This window comes from Crocosphaera sp. UHCC 0190, from assembly GCF_034932065.1.
Classification (GTDB): Bacteria; Cyanobacteriota; Cyanobacteriia; order Cyanobacteriales; family Microcystaceae; genus UHCC-0190.
In genome coordinates, this window is record NZ_JAYGHP010000010.1 from 87,608 (window position 1) to 110,420 (window position 22,813).

The 22,813-nt window shown below is 39.4% G+C and carries 23 protein-coding genes; 11 read left to right on the top strand and 12 right to left on the bottom strand.

Translation table 11 applies throughout. The features are described 5' to 3' along the window. Positions 1-15 precede the first annotated feature (15 nt). The 6 genes from petB to VB715_RS14895 form a co-directional block, all read right to left on the bottom strand. Positions 16-684: a cytochrome b6 gene (gene petB / locus VB715_RS14870; protein WP_323301999.1), complete on the bottom strand. Its 669-nt coding sequence runs from the start codon at positions 682-684 to the stop codon at positions 16-18. A 330-nt stretch (positions 685-1,014) separates the two neighbouring features. Further along, positions 1,015-1,821 carry a pyrroline-5-carboxylate reductase gene (gene proC / locus VB715_RS14875; RefSeq protein WP_323302000.1) on the bottom strand — a complete coding sequence of 269 codons (807 nt, stop codon included), beginning with the start codon at positions 1,819-1,821 and terminating at the stop codon, positions 1,015-1,017. A 44-nt stretch (positions 1,822-1,865) separates the two neighbouring features. After that, positions 1,866-2,459, bottom strand: a complete 594-nt coding sequence (locus VB715_RS14880; RefSeq protein WP_323302001.1) for a cell division protein SepF — start codon at positions 2,457-2,459, stop codon at positions 1,866-1,868. Between the two features lie 270 nt (positions 2,460-2,729). Then, positions 2,730-4,298: a WD40 repeat domain-containing protein gene (locus tag VB715_RS14885; protein ID WP_323302002.1), complete on the bottom strand. Its 1,569-nt coding sequence runs from the start codon at positions 4,296-4,298 to the stop codon at positions 2,730-2,732. A gap of 4 nt (positions 4,299-4,302) precedes the next feature. Beyond that, complete coding sequence (gene mgtE / locus VB715_RS14890) at positions 4,303-5,691, bottom strand: magnesium transporter (protein ID WP_323302003.1); 1,389 nt, start codon at positions 5,689-5,691, stop codon at positions 4,303-4,305. 75 nt (positions 5,692-5,766) lie between these two features. Then, entirely contained in the window at positions 5,767-6,228 is a 462-nt protein-coding gene (locus VB715_RS14895) for a cupin domain-containing protein (protein WP_323302004.1), read from the bottom strand. A gap of 76 nt (positions 6,229-6,304) precedes the next feature. Here VB715_RS14895 and VB715_RS14900 point away from each other — a divergent pair, with 76 nt between their 5' ends. From VB715_RS14900 to VB715_RS14925, 6 genes are all read left to right on the top strand, one after another. After that, complete coding sequence (locus VB715_RS14900; protein ID WP_323302005.1) at positions 6,305-7,081, top strand: S-layer homology domain-containing protein; 777 nt, start codon at positions 6,305-6,307, stop codon at positions 7,079-7,081. Between the two features lie 48 nt (positions 7,082-7,129). Further along, positions 7,130-8,002, top strand: coding sequence for an S-methyl-5'-thioadenosine phosphorylase (locus tag VB715_RS14905; RefSeq protein WP_323302006.1), 873 nt, complete (start codon positions 7,130-7,132; stop codon positions 8,000-8,002). Positions 8,003-8,016: 14 nt separating this feature from the next. Next, the gene (locus tag VB715_RS14910) at positions 8,017-8,466 is read left to right on the top strand and encodes a plastocyanin/azurin family copper-binding protein (RefSeq protein WP_323302007.1); all 450 of its coding nucleotides are present in this window, start codon (positions 8,017-8,019) and stop codon (positions 8,464-8,466) included. 201 nt (positions 8,467-8,667) lie between these two features. Continuing rightward, positions 8,668-10,233 carry an NAD(P)H-quinone oxidoreductase subunit N gene (locus VB715_RS14915; protein WP_323302008.1) on the top strand — a complete coding sequence of 522 codons (1,566 nt, stop codon included), beginning with the start codon at positions 8,668-8,670 and terminating at the stop codon, positions 10,231-10,233. A 180-nt stretch (positions 10,234-10,413) separates the two neighbouring features. Then, positions 10,414-11,469, top strand: coding sequence for an acyltransferase (locus tag VB715_RS14920; RefSeq protein WP_323302009.1), 1,056 nt, complete (start codon positions 10,414-10,416; stop codon positions 11,467-11,469). Positions 11,470-11,542: 73 nt separating this feature from the next. After that, positions 11,543-12,400: a polysaccharide deacetylase family protein gene (locus tag VB715_RS14925; RefSeq protein ID WP_323302010.1), complete on the top strand. Its 858-nt coding sequence runs from the start codon at positions 11,543-11,545 to the stop codon at positions 12,398-12,400. Positions 12,401-12,496: 96 nt separating this feature from the next. On the opposite strand, the gene VB715_RS14930 is transcribed toward VB715_RS14925, so the two are convergent. After that, positions 12,497-14,755 carry an NADP-dependent malic enzyme gene (locus tag VB715_RS14930; RefSeq protein ID WP_323302011.1) on the bottom strand — a complete coding sequence of 753 codons (2,259 nt, stop codon included), beginning with the start codon at positions 14,753-14,755 and terminating at the stop codon, positions 12,497-12,499. 343 nt (positions 14,756-15,098) lie between these two features. Here VB715_RS14930 and VB715_RS14935 point away from each other — a divergent pair, with 343 nt between their 5' ends. After that, positions 15,099-15,311: a DUF4327 family protein gene (locus VB715_RS14935; RefSeq protein ID WP_416336942.1), complete on the top strand. Its 213-nt coding sequence runs from the start codon at positions 15,099-15,101 to the stop codon at positions 15,309-15,311. Between the two features lie 6 nt (positions 15,312-15,317). On the opposite strand, the gene VB715_RS14940 is transcribed toward VB715_RS14935, so the two are convergent. Next, the gene (locus VB715_RS14940; protein ID WP_323302013.1) at positions 15,318-15,608 is read right to left on the bottom strand and encodes a hypothetical protein; all 291 of its coding nucleotides are present in this window, start codon (positions 15,606-15,608) and stop codon (positions 15,318-15,320) included. Positions 15,609-15,994: 386 nt separating this feature from the next. Further along, positions 15,995-17,053, bottom strand: a complete 1,059-nt coding sequence (gene mnmA, locus VB715_RS14945; RefSeq protein WP_323302014.1) for a tRNA 2-thiouridine(34) synthase MnmA — start codon at positions 17,051-17,053, stop codon at positions 15,995-15,997. A gap of 73 nt (positions 17,054-17,126) precedes the next feature. Here mnmA and VB715_RS14950 point away from each other — a divergent pair, with 73 nt between their 5' ends. Next, positions 17,127-17,897, top strand: a complete 771-nt coding sequence (locus VB715_RS14950) for a hypothetical protein (RefSeq protein WP_323302015.1) — start codon at positions 17,127-17,129, stop codon at positions 17,895-17,897. 157 nt (positions 17,898-18,054) lie between these two features. On the opposite strand, the gene trpD is transcribed toward VB715_RS14950, so the two are convergent. Beyond that, positions 18,055-19,101, bottom strand: coding sequence for an anthranilate phosphoribosyltransferase (gene trpD, locus VB715_RS14955; RefSeq protein ID WP_323302016.1), 1,047 nt, complete (start codon positions 19,099-19,101; stop codon positions 18,055-18,057). A gap of 84 nt (positions 19,102-19,185) precedes the next feature. Here trpD and VB715_RS14960 point away from each other — a divergent pair, with 84 nt between their 5' ends. Next, complete coding sequence (locus tag VB715_RS14960) at positions 19,186-20,091, top strand: glutaminase (protein ID WP_323302017.1); 906 nt, start codon at positions 19,186-19,188, stop codon at positions 20,089-20,091. 3 nt (positions 20,092-20,094) lie between these two features. Next, a complete protein-coding gene (locus VB715_RS14965; protein WP_323302018.1) occupies positions 20,095-21,564 on the top strand; it encodes an NAD(P)/FAD-dependent oxidoreductase in 1,470 nt (489 codons plus the stop codon). Between the two features lie 161 nt (positions 21,565-21,725). On the opposite strand, the gene VB715_RS14970 is transcribed toward VB715_RS14965, so the two are convergent. Beyond that, complete coding sequence (locus VB715_RS14970; RefSeq protein WP_323302019.1) at positions 21,726-21,887, bottom strand: PCP reductase family protein; 162 nt, start codon at positions 21,885-21,887, stop codon at positions 21,726-21,728. Between the two features lie 168 nt (positions 21,888-22,055). Then, the gene (locus VB715_RS14975) at positions 22,056-22,256 is read right to left on the bottom strand and encodes a hypothetical protein (RefSeq protein WP_323302020.1); all 201 of its coding nucleotides are present in this window, start codon (positions 22,254-22,256) and stop codon (positions 22,056-22,058) included. A gap of 318 nt (positions 22,257-22,574) precedes the next feature. On the opposite strand from VB715_RS14975, the gene psb34 reads away from it, so the two are divergent. Further along, positions 22,575-22,745 (top strand): photosystem II assembly protein Psb34, encoded by a 171-nt coding sequence (gene psb34 / locus VB715_RS14980; protein WP_323302021.1) that lies wholly within the window; start codon positions 22,575-22,577, stop codon positions 22,743-22,745. Positions 22,746-22,813 lie beyond the last annotated feature (68 nt).

Here is a 22,813-nt window from a genome sequence, read left to right on the forward strand (position 1 = left end):
CACCCTTAACAAACTTTACAAGGGTCCAGAAATCCCTTGTTTGCGAATCATTAAAAAGTGGGCCAACATAAACACGGCAATCAGCCAGGGGAAAACAAAGGTATGTAAACTGTAGAAACGAGTCAGGGTGGCTTGTCCTACACTTTGACCCCCTCTAAGCAGTTCTACCATTTGATCACCAACAACGGGAATGGCAGCTGGGACACCAGAGACGATTTTAACAGCCCAATAACCTACTTGATCCCAAGGTAAGGAGTATCCAGTTACACCGAAAGAAACAGTGATCACGGCTAAGATAACCCCAGTCATCCAAGTTAACTCACGGGGCTTTTTGAAGCCACCCGTCAAGTACACACGGAAAACGTGGAGAATCATCATTAATACCATCATACTGGCAGACCAGCGATGAATAGAACGAATCAACCAACCGAAGTTAACCTCATTCATGATGTATTGAACAGAGGTAAAGGCTTCTGCTACCGTTGGTTTATAGTAGAATGTCATGGCAAATCCAGTCGCAAACTGAATGACAAAACAAACTAGAGTAATGCCACCCAGACAGTAGAAGATGTTGACATGGGGAGGAACGTATTTACTGGCAATGTCGTCGGAAATCGCTTGGATTTCAAGACGATCATTAAACCACTGATAGACTTTGGAATCTGTGACTTGTTTAGTGAACATTGAAGCTATAATTCGCTATCGAATGAACGGATGGATGATTTGATGGTGTCTGATCCCTCAAGATTAAGATATCTGATTTGGGGAGTCAGGGTTGGCCTATATTAAGCGTACTATGCCATAGCTGTTTTTACTGTGTTTTCGCCACCACAGGATCATAATATCAAGAAGAATCACAAGACTTTGGCCAGAGTGAAACCTCAAGAGATTTAACCGTTTTCATTTTAACTTGTTTTATCTCAAAAGTTGAGATGAGATCTATTGGTGAGAGTAGTCACCCTTCCCTTGTACCTCTGCACCGCTTCTGCTCAAAGGATAAAAAAGATACTATACTTATTTTCCCAATTCTTGCGATCGCAGATAAGCCGCTTTTACTGCTTCTATTAATGCCGAACGAAACCCCTTTTCTTCTAACTTGCCGACACCCGCAATGGTAGTTCCCCCTGGACTGGTAACATTATCCTTCAGTTGGGCCGGATGTAACCCCGTCTCATGGATTAATTTAGCCGTTCCTAACACCGTTTGTAAGGCTAATTTAGCCGCGATCGCCCTTGGTAAACCCGCGGCTACACCTCCATCAGCCAAAGCTTCGATCATTAAGGCCACAAAAGCCGGCCCTGACCCCGATAACCCTGTCACTCCATCCATCATGGACTCTGGCACTTCCACCACTTCCCCCACCGCGCTGAAGATGGCAGTTGCTAAACTCAGGTGAGAGGGATCAATATTTTTCCCTGGTGCGATCGCCGTCATTCCGGCCCCTACGGTTGCGGGAGTATTAGGCATGACACGAAGGACAGGAAAGCCAGGAAAAGCCGCTTCTAGACGCGCCAACGTTACCCCTGCTAAAATTGAGAGAATTAGGGGAGAATCTGGCTTATTTTCTAACTTTAATGGGGCTGTTACCTTATCTAATACTTGGGGCTTAATGGCTAATAATAAAGCCTCTGAAGCTTCTAAAGTTTCTTGATTATTCGTCGTAACTTGGACAGCATAAGTTTGGCTCAAAAACCCTCGTCGCTGTGGTTGAGGTTCGCTCACCAGTACCGTATTAGCAGGATAAATATTAGCGGCCAAAAGGCGGGTGATGATTGCTTCTGCCATCACCCCGCCTCCAATGATACCTAGTCGAATAGACACAAACTTTCCAATGAATGTTACTGTTTACATTTCAAATGTAAATACTATTGAACGAGACGGTTAACATCCGCACCCCAGCTAGGAGTAGGAGTTGAGGAACGGGAATGAGTAGGAGAAACATCAGGAACATCATGAACAATACCGGAAAGGGTACTCACCTTGACACAGTTGGGAGTAAAGAGGAAGATGCTTTCTCCAATGCGTTCTTGATGACCATCGATGGCGTAGGTTCCACCGGCGACGAAATCGACGGCTCGTTGTGCTTCATCAGGTTCCATCACATTGAGGTTGAGAACCACTGATTTGCGTTCCCGTAGAGTTTGAATAACTTGAGGCATTTCGTCAAAGGAGTGGGGTTCCACCACGACGACTTCTGCAATACTATTGGCGATGCCGTGCATACTAATCACATTATTTTTATTAGTTCCCATCGTTGGTTCTGTACCGAAATTTGATCCCATTGGTTTACGCCAAGGACGCTGTTCAGCTTCTTCAGGCATTGGCATCGGGGTTTGTCCTTCTGTGTCGGACTCTAAGTTACTATAAATCTCCTCATAGCGAGAATCATAGTCAGAATCATCTTCTGTTTCTAATAAGTCTTCACTACCGACCCAATCTCTCAGCTTTTTCAAAATCATCTTGACAATCTCACTGGTTTGCAAAGCGTTTTCTTTGATTAAAGAAGTTAAAGGCCTTGTGGCTATTTTTATCTTCTTATTTTAAGGGGTTGAGGGGAAAAAATATCTCAGAGATTCGCTGTTTTTTCTTCCCTGTTTTTTTTGGTACACTCGAACTGTATTACTTTCAGCAGAAAGTTAAAGGGAGTGTATCGGTTTTTAGATAACTTTCTCACCTAGTCGTTAAGGTTTAGGGTTATGTTCCCAAAAAAATTGAGAAATCGATTTTTATTAATCAGAAACTTGCTGCCAAAATTTCATCATGCCATCAGCACTGCCTGCCACCAATAATTGACGTTCTTCGTCAAAGGCCAAAGAAAGAATTGCTGTGTGACGGGGTTGGGACGGATCACCCATGGTCAAAGAAGCGATCGCCTCTCGACGGGAGGGATGCCAAATTTTTAAATAACCATCGGCCCCACCACTAAACAAAATCTGTTCTTGTTCACTAAACAATAAAGCCTTCACTTGGCCACTATGACCATGGAGAACCCGTACAGGTTGCAAAGGACGACCCGCACCAAAACGGGAGGGGTCAAGTTGCCAAATTTTAATACTGCCATCTACACAACCGGCCGCTAAGGTTTGGCCATCCTTACTAATAGCCAAAGATTCCACAGAAGAGACATTTCCTGCCAAAAAGCCAATTTGTTCCCCATTCTCTAATTGCCAGAGAGTCACTCGGCCATCTCCTCCCGCACTAGCAATTAAGCTTTGGGGGCCATAAACCGCCAAAGCATAAATGGCCCCCAAAGGATCATAGGAACTACAGTGCATTTGGCCCCCAGGCAGTTCCCACTGTTTAACGGTTTGGTCATAACTGCCACTGACTAACAACAAAGGTTGATCAGAAAGAGCGAGAGAGTGAACTGACCCCGTATGCTGGGTTAAGGTCGTCCCTAAGTTCAGCGTCAAAGCATCTTGATCGAATAACCAGAATTTGATGGTTTGATCAAAGCTTCCTGTCGCAATATGATATCCGTTCCCTTCATCGCCGATAAATACGACAGCGAGTAATCCCTGAGAATGGGCTGTAACCTCAGTTTTGAGAGTTCCCTTACTGAGATCCCAGAGGCGGAGGGTTTGATCCCAGCTACCACTGGCCAACCATTTCCCATCAGAACTCATAGAAAGGGAGGCTACAGCATCCCTATGCTCCGTTAAGGTGTAAAGACAGTGCCACTCTGGAATAACTGGAGAGGGGGAAACTTCGCGGGTAGAGGCAACAATGGGTAATTTGGTGGAAGGTTGCAGAAAATCCAGACTAGCAGCCGATTCTTGGGGGGGTGGAGGTGGCTCATCAGGAGGGATGATGGGGGTTTCCTGGGGAGAAATTTCTAATTGATTGAGCAGATCCCGCATTTCTTGGGCTAACTTATTGTAGGATTTTTCCAGTTGTTCTATACGTTCTGGTAGTCCTTGGCTGTTGAGATATTGAACCACACCATTGAGAGATTGTTCCACACTAATTAAGTTATCTTTCAGTCGGGCGATCGCTCGACTATCCGTATCTTTCGTGGGGGTTGGTGGAGGGGGGGGAGTAGGTTGAGGAATGGCCGTTATTAATTCTTGAATTTGTTGAAATAGATGTTGTAGTTGTTTTTTAGTGGAGGACAGTCCTTTGCGGTTGAGATATTGCGATCGCAGTCGGTTGAAACTGTTCAAAATTACGGCTAAGGTGACAAAGATTAGGGGAAAGAGGAAATTATCAACAGCGATCGCCACCAATAGACTAATCACTGACGCACCGAGGGCGACAAATTCCGCAATCTCTAACCAGTGAAATTGTTTAGCATTCATGATCTCAAAGCCCTAACATAAATCTGGCGATGGAAAAATAAATTAACACACCGATCACATCGACTGCGGTGGTAATAAAGGGGGCTGACATCAGGGCCGGATCGAGGCCTAAAGCCCGAAACAGGAAAGGTAAAGCTGAGCCGGCCACGGAGGCCAAAATAGCGATCGCCACTAAACTAATCCCTACGGAAATGGAGACTAACCAATTACCTTGTAAACCATAGGCCCAAACTGTCGCTAATGACCCCAGAATTAAGCCTAATATGGCTCCTGCTCCCAGTTCTCGTAGGACAACTTGCCCCGCACCGAGATCTCGCATATCATCCGTATTTAGCCCCCGAATGACGACGGTGGAAGACTGGGCCCCCACATTACCTCCTGTTCCTGTTAGAAGAGGGATAAACGCCGTTAAAATGGCCATTTGCTCTAATAAACCCACTTGAGATTTAATAATAGTTCCCGTAACGGTATTGGTGAGCAGTAAAATTAATAACCACATGACCCGTTTACGGGCTACGGTGAATAAATCGGTTTGAAAGTAGTTATCCCCATCAGACTGTACCCCTCCCAAGGCATAAATGTCTTCAGTGGCCTCTTCTTGCAAAATATCAATCACATCATCCACTGTGACTACTCCCACCAGTCGTTGTTCCCGATCAACGACGGGAACCGCTAATAAATCGTAACGTTGAATAATTCTTGCTACTTCTTCTTGATCGTCGTCGGTATTGACATAGACGAGATCGCGGGTCATAATCTCTCCTAAAGTCGTTTCTGGGGAAGATAAGACCAAATCTTTCAAAGAGACAATACCACTCAGATGTCGAGAGTTGTCGGTGACATAGAGATAATAAATAACTTCTGAGGTGGTGGATAAGGTGCGAATTCTTTCTAAGGTTTGGGCCACGGTAAAGGTTTCTTTGAGGGAGATATACTCTGGGGTCATAATGCGCCCCGCCGTATCCTCTTCATAGCCTAATAATAAGGCTGTTGTTTGCCGTTCTTCAGGACTGAGTTGTTCGAGTAAACGACGCACTACCTTAGCGGGTAATTCATCAAACAGACGGGCCCGATCATCAGGGGACATCTGATCAACGATTTCTCGCACTTCTTGTTGTTTAAACTGTTCGATTAATGCTTGTTGAACCGTAGACTCTAAATATTCATAAACGGCGATCGCTTCTTCTTTGATTAACAGACGAAAGGCGATGACTTGCATGGACTGGGGTAGTCTTTCGATGGCATCAGCGATGTCTACGGGTTGCACAGGCACTAAAAGGGCTTTGGCCCCTTCTAGGTTTCCCTGTTCTAATAATAGGTGTAGTTGGTCACGCACCAATTGACGTAACTCACTGCGAGAATTGGATTGAATTGCTGTTACCTTCTCATTCAAGTTCTACCTTCCCTGTTTCCGGTCATTTTTATCTTAAACGGAACTTGGTATTGATATTAGCAAACCTTAACCCCTTTACTCCTTCAGTCCTTGCAAAACCCTTAAATCCTCAGCATCTAATTTTTCTGCTAGTCCACGGCAAATTAATTCGGAAAAATCTTCATTGGGTACCATAAAACAAAGGGCATATAAACGACTGTCTCCTATATTTCTAATTTCATGAATGCCTGTGGGACGCACTAAAAGACTATCTCCCGCCTGAAGGGGAATATCTTTACCATCACAAACCGCTAATCCTTCTCCTTTGAGAATAAAAAACATTTCTACGGCAAAATGATGACGATGGGTAGGAGTTCTTCCCCCTGGATCAAAAATTTCTACACAGACAGTTAACGAATTATCGGCGATGGTTGAATCAAAAACAATGGCTAAACGATTGGTATCCTGGGGACTAATGCGAAAGACTTGATAATCTTTAGGGGATTTCAGGACGGGAATCATACAATGATCGCTCTTAAGTTGAGATTTAGTATTCATAAGTACCTAAACACCATTTAAAGCATCGTGCTATATATAGTTATAACGATAGATGTTCCAGTTGAATTTTAGATTAATGAAACCCTTAAAACTTTCTCAAACTTGTTGTTATTTAAGCTTAATGGCTATTGTGATCAGTCCTAACTTACCAAGGGAAATTTTTGCTCAAACTCCTCCATTCAAACTCCATTTATCCCAACCTAATGAGGCTAATTTATGGTTAGCTTTTAGTGGGTTTACGGATGTGGGTGAAATTGAAGGGGCTACAGAAATTCTACAGTTAGCGCAATTAAGCGTGATTGAAACGGATAGCAACACATTTCGTCCTCTAGAACCGATTACTCGTGGTCAATTTGTGGCTTGGCTAGTCAAAGCTTATAATCAGTTACATAAAACGCCCATTCGCCTCAGTCGCGGCACACCCTCTGCTTTTCTTGATGTTGCACCTTCTAATCGCTATTTTATCTATATTCAATCGGCTTATGAGGCAGGGTTTGTCGTGGGGTTTGACGATAGAACCTTTAAACCGAATGAGTTATTAACCAGAGAACAAATGATTGCCCTCAAAAGTCAATTAGATTCTAAAGGGTTTGATCGTCGTGATGCTGATACACTGCTTCAATATATCAGTAAAACAAAAGGGTTTACTGATGTGGAACAAATGAGTGAACAGTATTTAAAATATATCGCTTTTGACTTGGGCAATGCCGCAGGGGGCAGAAATTTTGAACGAGTATATGGTAGTACCCGAATTTATGGCCCAAAACGCCCCGTTACTAGGGCAGAAGCTGCTATTTTGTTATCAAAATTTAGAAAAGGAAAATCCTTAGCAGAAGCGTTGGAACGTCCTTAGACAAAAAGTGTCAAAATAGTAACTAACACCATAAACTTTCCAAAAATTATGATTCAGGCAAAAATTGGCATTATTGGGGGCAGTGGTTTATATCAAATGGATGCTCTCACAGATGTCCAAGAAGTTCAGGTTGATACTCCCTTTGGTAAGCCTTCCGATGCTTATATTGTAGGTAAATTAGCCGGGGTTCCGGTGGCGTTTTTGGCCCGTCATGGCCGTAATCATCATTTAATTCCCTCCGAATTGCCTTATCGGGCTAATATTTACGGGATGAAACAATTAGGGGTTGAATACATTATTTCTGCTTCTGCGGTGGGTTCTCTGAAAGCAGAAGTTAAACCCTTAGATATGGTAATTCCTGATCAATTTATTGATCGCACTCGTCAGCGCATTTCGACTTTTTTTGGGCAGGGAATTGTCGCTCATATTAGTTTTGGTCATCCGGTTTGTCACCAATTAAGTGCCATTTTAGCTGAGGCAGTGGAAAGTTTGAATTTACCAGAGATTGCTTTACATAAAGGGGGAACTTATGTTTGTATGGAAGGGCCAGCTTTTTCGACTATTGCTGAGTCTAATTTGTATCGGAGTTGGGATGCTTCAATTATTGGGATGACCAATTTACCAGAAGCAAAATTAGCCAGAGAAGCAGAAATTGCTTATGCAACGTTAGCCTTAGTTACGGATTATGATTGTTGGCATCCGGATCATGATCATGTCACTGTAGAAATGATTATTGATAATTTACATTGTAATGCTATTAATGCTCAAAAGGTCATCTTAGAAACAGTCAAACGCTTAAAGGAAAAATCGCCTATTTCCGAGGCTCATTCAGCTTTAAAATATGCCATTCTGACTCCTTTAGATAAGATACCTTCGGAAGCCAGAGAAAAATTAGCTCTGATTTTAGAAAAATATTTGTAATTAGGTAAAAAATCATGAAAATATTGAAACACTTTCAACAATTTTGTAGCTTTGTCTTTAGTATTTTGCTGATGTGTTGTCTCATGAATGTTTCTGATACATTAGCAGCAACGGATATAAGGGAAGTAAAAGTCAGTTTAGGAAATACGGCGGGAGAGTTGATTTTTGTGCCGAATCATTTAGAATTTGCCCCAGGTAAAAAGTATAGGATTTTGTTAGATAATCCCAGTCCTACTAAACATTATTTTACTTCAAAAGACTTTGCTGATGCGAGTTGGACACAAAATGTTAAAGCGGGAAATGTGGAAATAAAAGGAGCAATTCATGAATTAGAATTAAAGCCATTAGCAGAAGCACAATGGAATTTAGTTCCTATGAAACCAGGAAAATATGAACTTCATTGTTCAATTCCTGGTCATAAAGAAGCGGGAATGATTGGGGAAATTGTGGTGTTATCTGAGTAAATTAATTTATTGATCTGTAAGGGGGTAGGGATCAAAGGCCCTTCGCCCCTACTGAACTGCGATCGCCATCTTAAAAACTAGCGAGAATTTACATCTGTCTATTATCATTCAAGAGGACGCTGATCGCATCAAACCTAGATGCCGTCTCTTATGCTTAACGTAATGGTGTCTTTTTTGCGAAAACTCTGTTTCTAAAACTCTATGGATTTTTCTAGTAACATTGCCAGTCAATTGAATGCAGGGACAATTCTGCCCGAAGGAATTGTTATCATCACCCTAATGTTCATTCTCATTGCCGATCTCATTGGGGGACGAAATACCAGAACTTGGCTACCCTATGCTGGGATCGCTGGTTTACTCGCTGCACTTTTCGCCCTTTACACCGCTTGGGACACCCCTTCTACTATCGGGTTCCTAGGGTCTTTTAATGGGGATAACCTCAGTATCGTTTTTCGGGCCATTGTGGCCTTATCTACCCTTGTCACTATCTTGATGTCTGTCCGTTACGTCGAACAAACGGGGACATCTCTAGCAGAATTCATCGCCATTCTGTTAACGGCCACCTTGGGGGCCATGTTCCTCTGTGGGGCCAACGAATTAGTGATGATCTTCATCTCCTTGGAAATGTTAAGTATCTCCTCATACTTAATGACAGGATATATGAAGCGTGACCCCCGTTCCAATGAAGCGGCTTTAAAATATCTCTTAATTGGGGCTTCTAGTTCCGCTATTTTCCTCTATGGAACCTCTTTGCTTTATGGGTTATCTGGAGGAGAAACTATCCTGAGTGAGATTTCTGCTAACCTGGTCACTGCTGACGGGGTAAAATCTTTAGGGCTGGCGATCTCCTTAGTATTTGTCATTGCTGGTATTGCTTTCAAAATTTCGGCGGTTCCTTTCCACCAATGGACACCGGATGTCTATGAAGGTTCCCCTACCCCTGTGGTGGCCTTTCTTTCGGTGGGATCAAAAGCAGCCGGGTTTGCTCTGGCCATTCGTTTGTTAGTGACTGCCTTTGCGTCTATTGTGGATGAATGGCATCTGATCTTCACTGCTTTGGCTATCCTGAGTATGGTACTGGGTAATGTGGTGGCTTTGGCCCAAACCAGTATGAAGCGGATGTTGGCCTATTCTTCCATTGGCCAAGCAGGGTTTGTGATGATTGGCTTAACGGCTGGAACAGATGCGGGATACTCTAGCATGGTGTTCTATTTGTTAATTTACCTGTTCATGAACTTGGGCGCATTTGCCGGAGTTATTCTCTTTTCTTTACGAACAGGAACGGATCAAATTAGTGAGTATGCAGGACTTTATCAAAAAGATCCTCTGTTAACTTTGGGTTTAAGTCTCTGTTTACTTTCTTTGGGTGGTATCCCTCCCCTTGCTGGATTTTTCGGTAAAATTTATCTATTTTGGGCCGGTTGGCAAGCGGAACTTTATGGGCTGGTTTTATTAGCTTTAGTCACCAGTGTGGTGTCGATTTACTACTATATTCGGGTGGTAAAAATGATGGTGGTTAAAGAACCTCATGAGATGTCTGATGCTGTGAAAAACTATCCTGAAATTCGCTGGAATTTACCCGGAATGCGTCCTTTACAAGTAGGATTAGTTTTGTCAGTTATTGCCACAACTTTAGCGGGAATTTTATCTAATCCTCTGTTTACTTTAGCGAATGATTCGGTAACAAGTACCCCGATTTTACAATCATCAATTGTCAATACTCGTATTTCTCAATCGGAAATACCACCGATCACACTTAACCAATAATTATCCGTAGGGTGGGCATTGCCCACCTGATTCATTATGAATTTCACCTATTAATTAATAATTAATAATTATTAATTAGAAGATTTACTGAATGAAAATTATTTACCTTAAGTCAAGTAATTATTGCCCCAGATCGTTTATAATTATTTTATAAATTATTTATTTTTAGCATAGACAAAAGTGAATCAACCGATATCAACCCCAAAAACTCATCTTAAAAAACTAGACGATATTCGTGGTTTTGCTGCTATATATGTAATTATATATCATATTTCTCATACAAGTAACTTTATTCCAGAAAAGATTAAAACTCTCTTTTTTTCCTTTGGACAGGAAGCCGTTATTTTGTTTTTTCTCCTCAGTGGTTTTGTCATTTATATCTCGGTTTATCGAAAACCAGATATGAGTTTTAGTTACTATTTTATTAGACGGTTTCGACGCATTTATTTTCCCTTTTTAGTTGCCCTTATTCTCTCTTGTACCCTGGCAATTTTAAATCAAAAATTTTTGCGGGAGTTTTCTTGGAATCAACTCCTAGGAAATTTATTCATGTTGCAGGATTTTTCTGCTAAACCAGGAATTATTGTTAAGCCATTTTTAGCTAACTATCCCCTCTGGAGTTTATCTTATGAGTGGTGGTTTTATATGTTATTTTTTATTTTGTTTAAGACGGCTTTTTTTAAACTTCCCCATCGCATTTATTGGGTTTTTGGTGTTTCTTTTATCTCCTATTTTATCTATATTATATATCCGAATCCCATTTCTTTATATTTAGCTTATTTTATTATTTGGTGGTGTGGTTTAGAGGCAGCAGAAGTTTATATAAGAACGAAACGGTTTACTTTTCGGACAATTAAACCAATTCTAATTTGTTTGTTTTTGATGTCTATTATTAGTTTTACTCCAGTAATGTTTGTGAGTCAAATTAGGCTTGGTTATTATCCTTTTCTCAATTTTAGACATTTTTTTATCGCCTTTATTGCGATAGTAATTGGGTTGATTTGGTATCAATATAAACTCCGTTATTTTGATACTACTTTCGGATTATTCATTAAGGTTGCCCCCATTTCCTATGGACTGTATATCTTCCATTACCCTATCTTAACTCAATTAAATTTATCTCCCTATCTTCCCAATATATGGCTAGATTATCTCTTAAAGATTATCTTGATTTTTGGTCTTTCTTATTTGGTAGAAATTAAATTACAACCTATTATTAATCGTTGGATTAAATAAAAGGCTAAAGCCTTTACTAAGAACTTAGTATACATTTCATGACGACCAAATACTAAAATTGATTGGAAATAAAATGAAGTTACTTAACGGTCGAAAGTATCTTATTCAAGGTGTCTTAATAGTAGTAATTGTTATTCTCATTAGTTTGATTATTATTCAGCAAGTAACTTTTCAAGTTCCTGTCTTTGCTTTGCATGGAATAATTGATCGAGAACAACCTAAAAAATGGCCTTCACGGGCTAACTATTTAGATTATACCATACAAGACCTCGAAACTTTCTTAGAAAAGCTAATTCAAGATAATTACTGGTTTTTATCTTCCCAAGAACTCTATGATTATTTTATCATAAAATCTCAACCTATTCCCTCGGAAAAACAGAATAATAAGCCAATTCTATTGACTTTTGATGATGGTTATAAAAGTTTGAATGTTTATCTCATTCCTTTATTAGAAAAGCTAGAAAAAAAACACAATGTTTCTCTAAAAGTTGTCTTATTTATTAATCCTAAATTTATGGAAGAATCAGAATCAAGAGGTAAAGTTAAATATCTGAATTGTGATGATCTTAGAGAAGGAATAAATCAAGGATTTTATGATATTCAATCTCATGGTTTAACCCATCGAACTTTAAAAGGGTTAGATAATAAAGTATTAACGACAGAATTAATAGAGTCACAAAAAATCCTGCAAAATTGTACAGCAGATTTACCCCAAAATGATACAATTGCCATTCATTTTGCTTACCCCTATAATCAGTTAGATGAACAAGTGGAAACCGAAACAGCAAAATATTATTTATCAGGATATGGTTATAATAGTAAACTAAGAAACTTCCTTTTTATGCCTAATAAAATGAGAATTCCTCGTATTGGAGTGTCTCATGATGATAGTCCAGAAACATTGTTTAAATTAGCTAAATTTGTCAATTAATTGGGGGTTATGCAATCTATTTATGAATCGTTTTTTGTCTAGGGGTAATTCATGAATTACCCCTACAGATTGTTGATTTTCATGTTAATTTATCACTTAATAAGTATTTAATTCTTGAGCATCTAAAACAGCAATTGCTGCCATATTAACAATGGTATTAATTTGACACCCTCTTTGCAGAATATGGACAGATTTTCTCATTCCCATTAAAATAGGACCAAGGGCTTCTGCACCTCCTAATTCATGGAGTAATTTATAAGCAATATTTCCCGATTGTAAATCAGGAAAAATGAGAATATTAGCATTTCCTTTAATTTCACTAAAAGGATAATGTTCTTTGACTAAAATAGGATTAACAGCCGTATCTGCTTGCATTTCTCCATCAATTATTAAATCAGGTTGTCTCGTTTTTACTAATTTAACTGCTTCTCTAACGCGATCGCAAAGGGGATGTTTCACACTGCCAAAGTTAGCAAAAGAAAGCATGGCAATGCGAGGAATAATATCTAATCTTTTTGCTAAGGTTGCACTTTCAATGGCAATATCGGCTAGAATTTCGGCTGAAGGTTCAATATTTACGGTTGTATCTGCAAAGAAATAAACATGATGTTTAAATAACATTAAATACACCCCAGAAGCGTGAGTTACATCCGGTTTTGTGCCAATAATTTGTAATGCGGAACGAATGGTGTCAGGATAAGCTTGACTCACCCCCGCAACAAACCCATCTGCGTCCCCTAAATGCACCATTAATAAACTAAAAATATTGTGATTTAAAATGCTTTGTTTCGCTTGGTTTAGGGTTATTCCTTTGCGTTGACGCAGTTTAAATAACTCTTGGGTATAAGCTTCTAAGTTGGGAGATGTGGCCGGATCAATAATTAGGATATCTGGTAAATTTAAGCCTAATTCCGCAATTGTTTGCTGGATTTTTGTTTGAGAACCAATTAAAATGGGATGGGCAATACCTTCTTCAATTAAAATTTGACAAGCACTCAAAATTTTAGGATGATCGCCTTCAGGAAAAACAATACGTTTAGGGTTTATTTTTGCCTTTTGAATACTATGACGAATAATTTCTCTTGACATCCCCATTCGCTGCTCTAGGGACTCTTGATAAGTATTTAAGTTAATCATTTTTTTTGCAACTCCTGTCTCTATTGCGGCTTGTGCAACCGCAGGAGCAACCCAAAATAATACCCGATGATCAAAGGGTTTAGGAATTAAGTAATGTCGTCCAAAAGAAATAGTTTCTAGTCCATAAGCGCGTAAAACTGTATGGGGAATCTCCTCTTGAGATAGCTTAACCAAAGCATTAACTGCCGCAATTTTCATGGCTTCATTAATATCTGTGGCCCGTACATCTAAAGCACCCCGAAAGATAAAGGGAAAGCCTAAAACATTATTAACTTGGTTAGGATAATCTGATCTTCCTGTCGCTAAAATGACATCAGGACGAGCATTAATTGCTGTATTATATTCAATTTCAGGATCGGGATTGGCTAAGGCGAAAACAATGGGATTTTTAGCCATTGACTGCAACATGGAAACTGATAACGCACCTTTTACTGAGAGTCCAATAAACACATCTGCTCCCTCTAGTGCATCTTCAAGAGTTCTGGCTTCAGTTTGAGAGGCAAATAAGGCTTTATAGGGGTTCATATCTTCTTTTCTACCCTCATAAATTACCCCTTTTCTGTCACACATAATCAAATTTTTCGGATTAATTCCTAATCTGACATGAAGTTTGGCACAGGCGATCGCAGCGGCACCGGCCCCACAGTAGACAATTTTAACAGTTTCAATCGGTTTTTCAGCAACTTTTAAGGCATTTAATAACGCTGCACCCGTAATAATTGCGGTTCCATGTTGATCGTCATGAAATACCGGGATTTTCATCTTTTTTTTCAATGTTTCTTCAATATAAAAGCTATCCGGTGCTTTAATATCTTCTAAATTAATACCACCAAAAGTTGGCTCTAAACTTTTAATTGTAGCAATAAATTGATCGGGATCAGTTGCGTTAATTTCTAAGTCAAAAACATCAATATCAGCAAAGCGTTTAAAAAGGACAGCTTTCCCCTCCATTACGGGTTTTCCAGCTAAGGGGCCAATATTTCCTAACCCTAAAACCGCCGTTCCATTGGTTGCAACTGCCACTAAATTTCCCTTTATGGTATAATCATAGGCACGTTCTGGATCTTGATAAATTTGACGACAGGGTTCTGCTACTCCAGGGGTATAAGCTAAGGAGAGATCACGCTGGGTAATGAATGCTTTTGTCGCATTAACTTCTATTTTACCAGGGCGACCCGAACGATGATACTCAAGCGCGTCTTCAGGCAGGGAAGTCATCTTATTTTTCTCCAAAGAAGACTATGATTATAACCAATTAGCCTAATTATTGATAAATTTGGGTAATAAGATTTAATTATTTTTCGAGAAGCTTTACATTAAGCTGATTTAACCCACTCTTTATTAAGTTTTAATCTTTCTGGAAATAAAAAAATGTTACAATGGCTACAATATAAATAGGGGAATCTAAACTTAATCCTAAGTTAGAGTTGGTTAAACAAATCTACTAGATTTTCATGTTTATTAACTTAACCACCTTGAAAAGCTAATTTAATCGAGATTTTAACCAAAAGATTTTACTGTTATTGAGTTTAGACTAAGGAGAGACTGAATCATGCTTCAAATGACACGCTATTCTATCGAAGACATTCAAGAAGAGGCTCGTCAGCTAGTGCAACAAGGGAAAGTTGATCGCAAACAGCGAATTTATACCCTTTGTCAATACCTACCTTCCGGGGAATGGTCTTGCATTGAAATGGAGTTAGAAAGACATGATTTCTTACTTAGAGATTGTATTGGTGATTTAATTCCTTCGCAAGAGTGGGCCACCGACTAAAATTGTTCAGCGATGAATGATTTTTTTCAAGGAAGATAACAGTAAGGGGGAGATTACTAATAGGACAAAAATAACTTCCCCAACTCCCCAAATATTATTAGTTTGGGCTTGACTTTGAGCGTCCATTTTAATAACAATGGGAGAAGATGGGGCCTGTTTGGTTAAATTTTGACCAGGGTTTACTGTCTTTATTTTTTCTTGGTGAGACTCTTGACTCTCTGTATGGTTTGACTTGTTTTCCTGATGAAAATGTTCACTGTGTGCCAATAATAATGGTTCATTAGTATTTACGTTCATTTTCCGCTTCCGATTAAGATAAAAGGCGACCAAAAAACGGGATGATTATCTTTGTAATTTAGTTTTGCTTGTCGTAATGCCTCAGTTTTATTCATCATACCAAGCTTTAGCCTCAGCATTAACAGAGAATAGGGAAATTTTCATTTTTCAGAATCGGATATTCAAAGGTTGGGCATGGCGAGAATATAACGATTTTGGATGTTAAACGTAGGGTGGGCAATGCCCACCTTACAGCTTACTTTCCCCTATTTTAGTCATTTATGAAAGCGGAAGCGGCGATCAAATGATGATTATTGCCCCTTCTGTTAAGCAGTAGGGGCGCAATGCTTGCGTCCTGAAAATGTTTAATGTTGCCCCGACAATATTTAATGTTGCCCCAACAATTTCTAATTTTTAACTTGTTCAATAATGCCGCCACCAAGTACAATTTCCCCATCATATAATACGGCTGCTTGGCCTGGAGTAATACCAAATTGAGGCTCATCAAACACTAATTTTAGGCGATGATCTTCAATGGGAATTACTGTTACAGAAACCGCAGGGGAACGATAACGCACTTGTACCTGTACTTGAATAGGGGAAACAGGTTCAACCATAGACACCCAATTCATTCGCCCTACAGTACAATCAGAACGACCAGCATTAGCACGGTTTCCCACAATAACCCGATTCATCACCGCATCTAGTTTTACCACATACAAAGGCTCTGGGGCCGCAACTCCTAACCCCTTCCGTTGGCCAATGGTGTAATGATGAATGCCTTGGTGTTTCCCTAATACTTTACCATCAAGGTCAACAATATCCCCCTCTTTTTGGTTAATATATTGGTCAAGAAACGCCGCCATAGAGCCGTGAGCTTCAATGAGACATAAATCTTGGCTTTCCGGTTTACTGGCAGTTTTAAGCTCAAATTCTGCGGCAATGCGTCGGGTTTCTTCCTTGGTTTGTTCCCCTAAAGGAAAGAGCGTTCCGGCTAAAATATCTTGAGAAAGATCGTATAAAAAATAGGATTGATCTTTATTGCGATCAACTGCCCTTAATAATTGATAACGTTGTGTCTGATCATCATAGCGAATACGAGCATAATGACCCGTAGCAATGCGATCGCAGTTTAACTCTTGTTTAGCATAAGCTAACATGGGGCCGAATTTGACCGCACTATTACACTGAGAACAAGGCAGGGGGGTAATACCCGACTCATACCCTGACACCAAATAATCAATAATATTGGCTTGAAATAAGTCTCTAGTATCCACAATATGATGAGGAATGCCCAATTGTTCGCAAATAAACGCCGCATCTACCATTCCCTCGGAGCAGCATTGTCCTTTCCCTTTCATCAACCAAAGGGTTAACCCAATTACTTCACAACCTTGATGGTGTAAACTCGCAGCAGCGACGGAACTATCAACCCCACCGGACAAACCAACGACGACCTTGTTCATTGTTAAAGGTTTCTTAAAAAGCAAAAAATTAACCGTTTACTCTCCCTAGGCTAACATTTTCAATATTACAATAGTGCGTAAGTGTGTAATCGACCTGACGACTCAGGGGAAAATTCCTGATGTCGAAGGTGTGAGGATGTTTAACAAAGGTCTAATTGTGATGATTCTTACTCAAATCCGTGCCTTAATTAACTTGACTCCTGGTGGCCAAGCCTTGTTCCCAGGAAGCTTAAGAAAATTTTCAACTTGTTTAGGTTGTGCGTCTAGCTTGGTTTTAATAATGGGTTCTGCTTCTGTTGGTTACGCCCAAAGTTTGACTGGCCGCCCTTTACCTCCCCCTCCCCTGCCCAAAAATGTTACTCCTGCTTCGGTTGAAAGAGTTCCGGTTGCGCCCAAAAATGAGGTAATTACGCCGGTTGAAGTCATTCCAGTTGCGCCGAAAGCGTCCCAACCAATACGAGAATATACTTTTCAAGCACCCCAAACCCTTCCTGCTGAGAATATTTCTGAAACTGAAACTGAAACCCTTCCTACTGTTTTAAATGTGGAACCTGTTTCAACTACTATTCAACCTGTTCCCCAAACTTCTCAATCTGATGAAAAACCTAGTTTTTATCGGGTTGAAGTTGTCGGTAATCAAGACTTATTATTGTCTCAAGTTAAAGTGATTGAACCGATGGCATTTATTCGCCAAAGTGAAGGGGTTATTCATGCGGGAATGTTCCAAAATTCTCAGCAAGCTCAACAACGGATTCAAGCTTTACAAAAACAAGGGTTAATCGCCAATATTGTTCCAGTTTATCGGGGTGAAAAACGGTCTTTATTGGTACAAACTAAACCTTAGTTGTTAGAATTATTCTGAATCTACCCATTGCCTAGGGACATAACAGTGTTATGTCCTGATATTATTATATTTGATATGATAGACTTGAATGAGATGTAAATAAAAGGATTTAACAGTGTTAAATCCCTACGAAATCTCCCTACAATCTTTTGATAAATTAATCATTCAAAAATCTAACTAAGCTGGTTAATTTTGCCCAAGCTGCCCCACTTTTGAGAATTTCCTTGGCAGTTTCAACACCTTTTTTATGGTCTTCCCAAGAGATATAATTTCCCACTTGCAATGCCAAAGACGCATTTAAAGCCACTGCATCTTCTTGTGCTTGAGTGCCTTTTCCTTGTAAAACATTAGTAAGAATTGTGGCATTTTCTTCGACATTTCCGCCTTTTAAAGCGGTTAGAGGTGCGGCAGTTAATCCTAATAGTGAAGGGTTAATTTCACCTAATCTCACTTTGCCATCTTTTAATAAGGCTAAATCTGTAGCATCTCCTAACCCTGCTTCATCTAATTTTTCCCGTCCATATAATACCATTGCTTGGGGAATTCCTAATTGATTTAAAGCTTGGGCCATAGGACTTAAAAACTGAGGAGAATAAACCCCAATAATTTGGCCAGTGGGACGCAATGGGTTAACTAAAGGGCCTAATAAATTAAAAATAGTGCGAATTTTTAAGGTTTTTCTTAAGGGGGCCACGTGCTTCATCGCCGGATGCCAACCAGGAGCAAATAAAAAGGTAATACCAACTTCTTTTAAAGCATCTGCTACCTTTTCGGGAGTTGCTGATAGTTTGACTCCTAAATATTCTAACACATCGGCTGAGCCAACTTTACTAGATGCGGAACGGTTGCCATGTTTGGCGACTTTTACCCCGGCAGCAGCAGCGACAAAGGCGACGGCAGTTGATATATTAAAGGTAGAGGCTCCGTCTCCTCCGGTTCCACAGGTGTCAATGACGGGTTGACTATGATTAATAGGAGTTTCTGGTATAGACTGTTTTTGCAAGACTTGAGCCATTCCCGCTAATTCGTTAGCAGATACTCCTTTGGCTTGAATTGCTGCTAAAATAGCCCCAGATAGCACAGGAGGAATGGCTTCTTCTAACCATCCTTGCATCAGTTGAGAGGCTTGGGGTTGGGATAAGGACTGTTGGTTAAGCAGTTGTTGTAGTACCTCGGGCCAAAGATTTGAAGAGTCTTGAGTCACAATAGTTTATAAAGATAAGTGATCTAGTTTTATTTTATAAGATTTGGTGTATTTTGTAGGTTGAATTCCTATTGAAAAAAGAGAATGGGCCAATTACTAACTAACTTAAATTCTCAACAATTATCACACTGGTTAACTGAAGCATCTCAAGCAGCAAATAAAGGTAAACTCCCTAATTATATCCCTTTATTGCAGCAAACGCCTCCCAATTTATTAGCGGTTTGTATTCTCCCTATCAATCATCAAATTAATGCACAGGGAGACATTGATAAAACTTTCCCTTTGATGAGTATTATCAAGCCTTTTTTATTATTCTATTTACTCTCCCAATTGGGAAAAGAATTTATTTTTAATAAGGTTGGCCGTGACCCCTCTAATTATCCCTTTAATTCTCTTGAACAATTACAGATAGATCAAGGTTTTCCTAGAAATCCGATGATTAATAGTGGGGCCATCACCCTAGCTTCTTTATTGCTTGGAAAAGATGGTAAAACTCGCTGTCAAAATTTACAAAAATGGTTAAATAAACAGGCTAATTGTAATTTATTTTTAGATGAATTCATGTTAAATTCTGTTCAATCTTTACCCAATATTCGTAATCAATCAATTCTGCAAGAATTAGTCAAACAAAACCAAATAAATGAGCCTGAAATTACCTTAGATACTTATAATCACATTTGTTGTCTTTCGGGAACCATTATTGATTTAGCTCGTTTGGGTTTATTATTAGTAAATTGCCCCTCTTCTCTCTCTCAAGAAAATTGTTTGATTGTGAGGGAAATTATGACTACCTGTGGACTCTATGAAGCATCAGACACCTTTGCCAAAAAAGTGGGATTTCCTACCAAATCAGGGGTCAGTGGTGCTATATTATCCTTAGTACCAGAAGAAGGGGCGATCGCTTGTTATAGTCCTGCCCTAGATGCAGAAGGGAACTCAATCTCTAGTTTATTTATTATCCAAAAAATTGCTCAATTTTTAGCTAGTTAAATCATGAAATCAGCAACAACAAACCAAGCAATAACAAAATTTAAAGATAGTGTAATTATTGGAGGTGGCCCCGCAGGACTTTCCACAGCTTTGATGTTAGCGAAACGAGGTTGGGATAACATTACAGTGATTGAAAAACGTCCCAGTGCTGACTATTATGAACCCGATAAATCTTTTAATTATATGATCGATGGAAGAGGTCAAAAGTTCACAGATCTTTTAGGAATTACTGATAAATTAGCAAGAATTAGTGTTGCGAGTACGGATTTTTACTTGACAAAAATAGAAGCAAATAGTAAAAGAAAAACTGTTAAATTGCCTATTGTTGATCCGAAACGAAAAACAGCTTATTGGTTGCAAAGACGAGATTTTGTTAATTTGCTTTATCAAGAAATTCAACATCATTGGTTAGATAAAATTACCGTATTATTTGCTACAAAATGTATTGAAATTAAAAACAATATTGATGAGAACTTAGAAATAATTGCTCAAGATCAAGAAGGTAAAATCTTGACATTTAAACCATCTTTATTAGTGGGTTGTGATGGATTTAATTCTATGGTGAGAATGACTTTAAACCAAGAAAATTCAACACTATCTGATAGATTTAAGATGAAAGAATTTCCTTCTCCCAGTTCAAGGTTAAGATATAAAGTGTTGACCTTACCCCCAAATTTTCCCCTATCAGATGATAATGAAGATCGGGCAATTTGTGAGCAAGCTTATGTTATTCGGGGAACCTTTAAAGGACAAGATAAATCGATTTCCTTGGGGATACTTCCCCTAAAAAATCCTGATACACCTCGCACTGCTAATTTAATTACTCGTCCCCATCATCAACTTTGGGACATCAAAAATAGTGACCAACTTTATCAATTTTTTGAGCAAGCATTTCCCCAGTTACCTATTAATAAAATTATTGATCCCCAAGAAGCAGAAAGATTTGCTAAAAGTGAGGGGGGATGTTTTCCCATTCCCCAATATTGTGAGGGTTGCTATTGGTTAAATGAAGAAAATAAGACCGGAATTATTTTATTAGGAGATGCTATACATTGTTTTCCCCCAGATATTGGACAAGGGGTTAATTCTGCTTTAGAAGATGTTTTTATTTTCCATGATATCTTATCTCAAACTAATGATGACTTAACCCAAGCATTACCCTTGTATGAGTCTAAGCGATCGCCAGATATTTTTGCTTTAATAAGGTTATGTCAAACAGCTTTTCCTTGGCAGTATAATCAAGATCCTTTCCGTCGTCAATTGTGGAATATCAACTTTTTTATTAGACTAGGATTGAATCGTATTCTGCCATTTATTTTTAGTCCACCTGCTTTTATCTTGATTCAGAATCATCAATTGGGTTATGCTGAAATATGGCAGCGATCGCAGAAAACCACCTTTATTTTATTTGGGTTAATTTTCCTCAGCATTTTGTTGATATCTCTAGTGCTTACGAAAAACATTCTTCAATGAGAAAAGCACCTGGGAGTCTTGCCGTGTTTCGACCCCAAATGCTTTTCTACTTACTCACTCACACCATTACGATACCTTTTCGGTATCAACTTATATACAACTATACACCAATAATTGTTTAATGGGAGGGAGAGAGGACACTTTAATAATTGTCACAGTCTCTACTTACTGCCAAACTTGGCTTTTGCTTGTTCGTGAACTTCTACGGTAATTTGATTATGACCTGCCTCCGCAGCAAACTTTTCAATCTTCTTGCGGGCTGCGGGACGGACAAAAAAAGGAATTTCTTTGAGTCTTGCTTCAGCTTCAGGTGTCCAGTTCATTCTTGATTAACGAATTAACTATAGTATTTACGTTTGATTTATAAACAGTAACATAGCATAGGAGGCTGTTTATTTATGTCCGACTACTTATATAACCTTAAAGCCCATAAAAAAAACCCTGTCTTTTGACAGGGCAAGAACAAGAGAAAAGGGCCGAACCCAGAGAGTTTAACGACCAAGCTTTTGTGAATAAGCAACGATTCCAGCACTGACAACTTGTCCATAGTTATCGAGGCGGTTTTGTTGTCCAGCACGGGTAGGGGCCAAAAATGTGTCGGTTAAGCCCATGGAAGCAAACATAACGGTAGCAGCAAGAATAATGTAGTTGCGGACGATAGTGGTGTTGTTGGTGGTGGTGGTGTTAAACATTTTCGTGACCTCTGTTCTTCTTGTTACCTTTACTATATTGGGTCTTCAGGGGTGATGTCAGTCCCAAAACTCAGGTATATTCATGGTTTTAACCGTTCCCTTTCCAGGGATGAAGTGGAAATAAGTGGAACTTGTTCCCCATCTATAACATAATCACCTCCCCTGAGACTGCCCCTAATGCTCTCTGAGTCTTCCCTGAGAACTAAAGATAAGCGGACTTAATGGATCGTATAAAAATAAATTTGTCAAGCCATCTTTACAAAACTAAATGTATTTGTTACATTAATATACATAGAGACACACCGGAGGTCAAAACCGATGTACACCACCCAAATCGATAACGGACTCACCAACGCCTACGCAGTAGAACCCAAAGCTTACTACGCTGAGTATCCTGCTCCTTACCAACAACGTCGTTACTTAGTCCAAGGAGCAATCGCTGCATTCTTCATTACCAGCTTAGTTATCGTTTCTGCTGTTATTAGCTAATATTTTCATCTCTTGCTTGATAAAATCGGATTTCTCCCATTGAACCTCAGTGATGCTGAGGTTTTTTA

Excerpts from the sequence above, each read along its gene's own strand:
- VB715_RS14940 (WP_323302013.1), bottom strand. The coding sequence starts at position 15,608 with ATGAACGTAAATACTAATGAACCATTATTATTGGCACACAGTGAACAT.
- VB715_RS14905 (WP_323302006.1), top strand. The coding sequence starts at position 7,130 with ATGATTCAGGCAAAAATTGGCATTATTGGGGGCAGTGGTTTATATCAA.
- VB715_RS14895 (WP_323302004.1), bottom strand. The coding sequence starts at position 6,228 with ATGAATACTAAATCTCAACTTAAGAGCGATCATTGTATGATTCCCGTC.
- VB715_RS14900 (WP_323302005.1), top strand. The coding sequence starts at position 6,305 with ATGAAACCCTTAAAACTTTCTCAAACTTGTTGTTATTTAAGCTTAATG.
- petB (WP_323301999.1), bottom strand. The coding sequence starts at position 684 with ATGTTCACTAAACAAGTCACAGATTCCAAAGTCTATCAGTGGTTTAAT.
- VB715_RS14960 (WP_323302017.1), top strand. The coding sequence starts at position 19,186 with ATGGGCCAATTACTAACTAACTTAAATTCTCAACAATTATCACACTGG.
- VB715_RS14930 (WP_323302011.1), bottom strand. The coding sequence starts at position 14,755 with ATGACTTCCCTGCCTGAAGACGCGCTTGAGTATCATCGTTCGGGTCGC.
- VB715_RS14965 (WP_323302018.1), top strand. The coding sequence starts at position 20,095 with ATGAAATCAGCAACAACAAACCAAGCAATAACAAAATTTAAAGATAGT.
- VB715_RS14975 (WP_323302020.1), bottom strand. The coding sequence starts at position 22,256 with ATGTTTAACACCACCACCACCAACAACACCACTATCGTCCGCAACTAC.
- VB715_RS14915 (WP_323302008.1), top strand. The coding sequence starts at position 8,668 with ATGGATTTTTCTAGTAACATTGCCAGTCAATTGAATGCAGGGACAATT.
- mnmA (WP_323302014.1), bottom strand. The coding sequence starts at position 17,053 with ATGAACAAGGTCGTCGTTGGTTTGTCCGGTGGGGTTGATAGTTCCGTC.
- VB715_RS14910 (WP_323302007.1), top strand. The coding sequence starts at position 8,017 with ATGAAAATATTGAAACACTTTCAACAATTTTGTAGCTTTGTCTTTAGT.
- psb34 (WP_323302021.1), top strand. The coding sequence starts at position 22,575 with ATGTACACCACCCAAATCGATAACGGACTCACCAACGCCTACGCAGTA.
- VB715_RS14880 (WP_323302001.1), bottom strand. The coding sequence starts at position 2,459 with ATGATTTTGAAAAAGCTGAGAGATTGGGTCGGTAGTGAAGACTTATTA.
- VB715_RS14885 (WP_323302002.1), bottom strand. The coding sequence starts at position 4,298 with ATGAATGCTAAACAATTTCACTGGTTAGAGATTGCGGAATTTGTCGCC.
- VB715_RS14970 (WP_323302019.1), bottom strand. The coding sequence starts at position 21,887 with ATGAACTGGACACCTGAAGCTGAAGCAAGACTCAAAGAAATTCCTTTT.
- VB715_RS14925 (WP_323302010.1), top strand. The coding sequence starts at position 11,543 with ATGAAGTTACTTAACGGTCGAAAGTATCTTATTCAAGGTGTCTTAATA.
- VB715_RS14935 (WP_416336942.1), top strand. The coding sequence starts at position 15,099 with ATGACACGCTATTCTATCGAAGACATTCAAGAAGAGGCTCGTCAGCTA.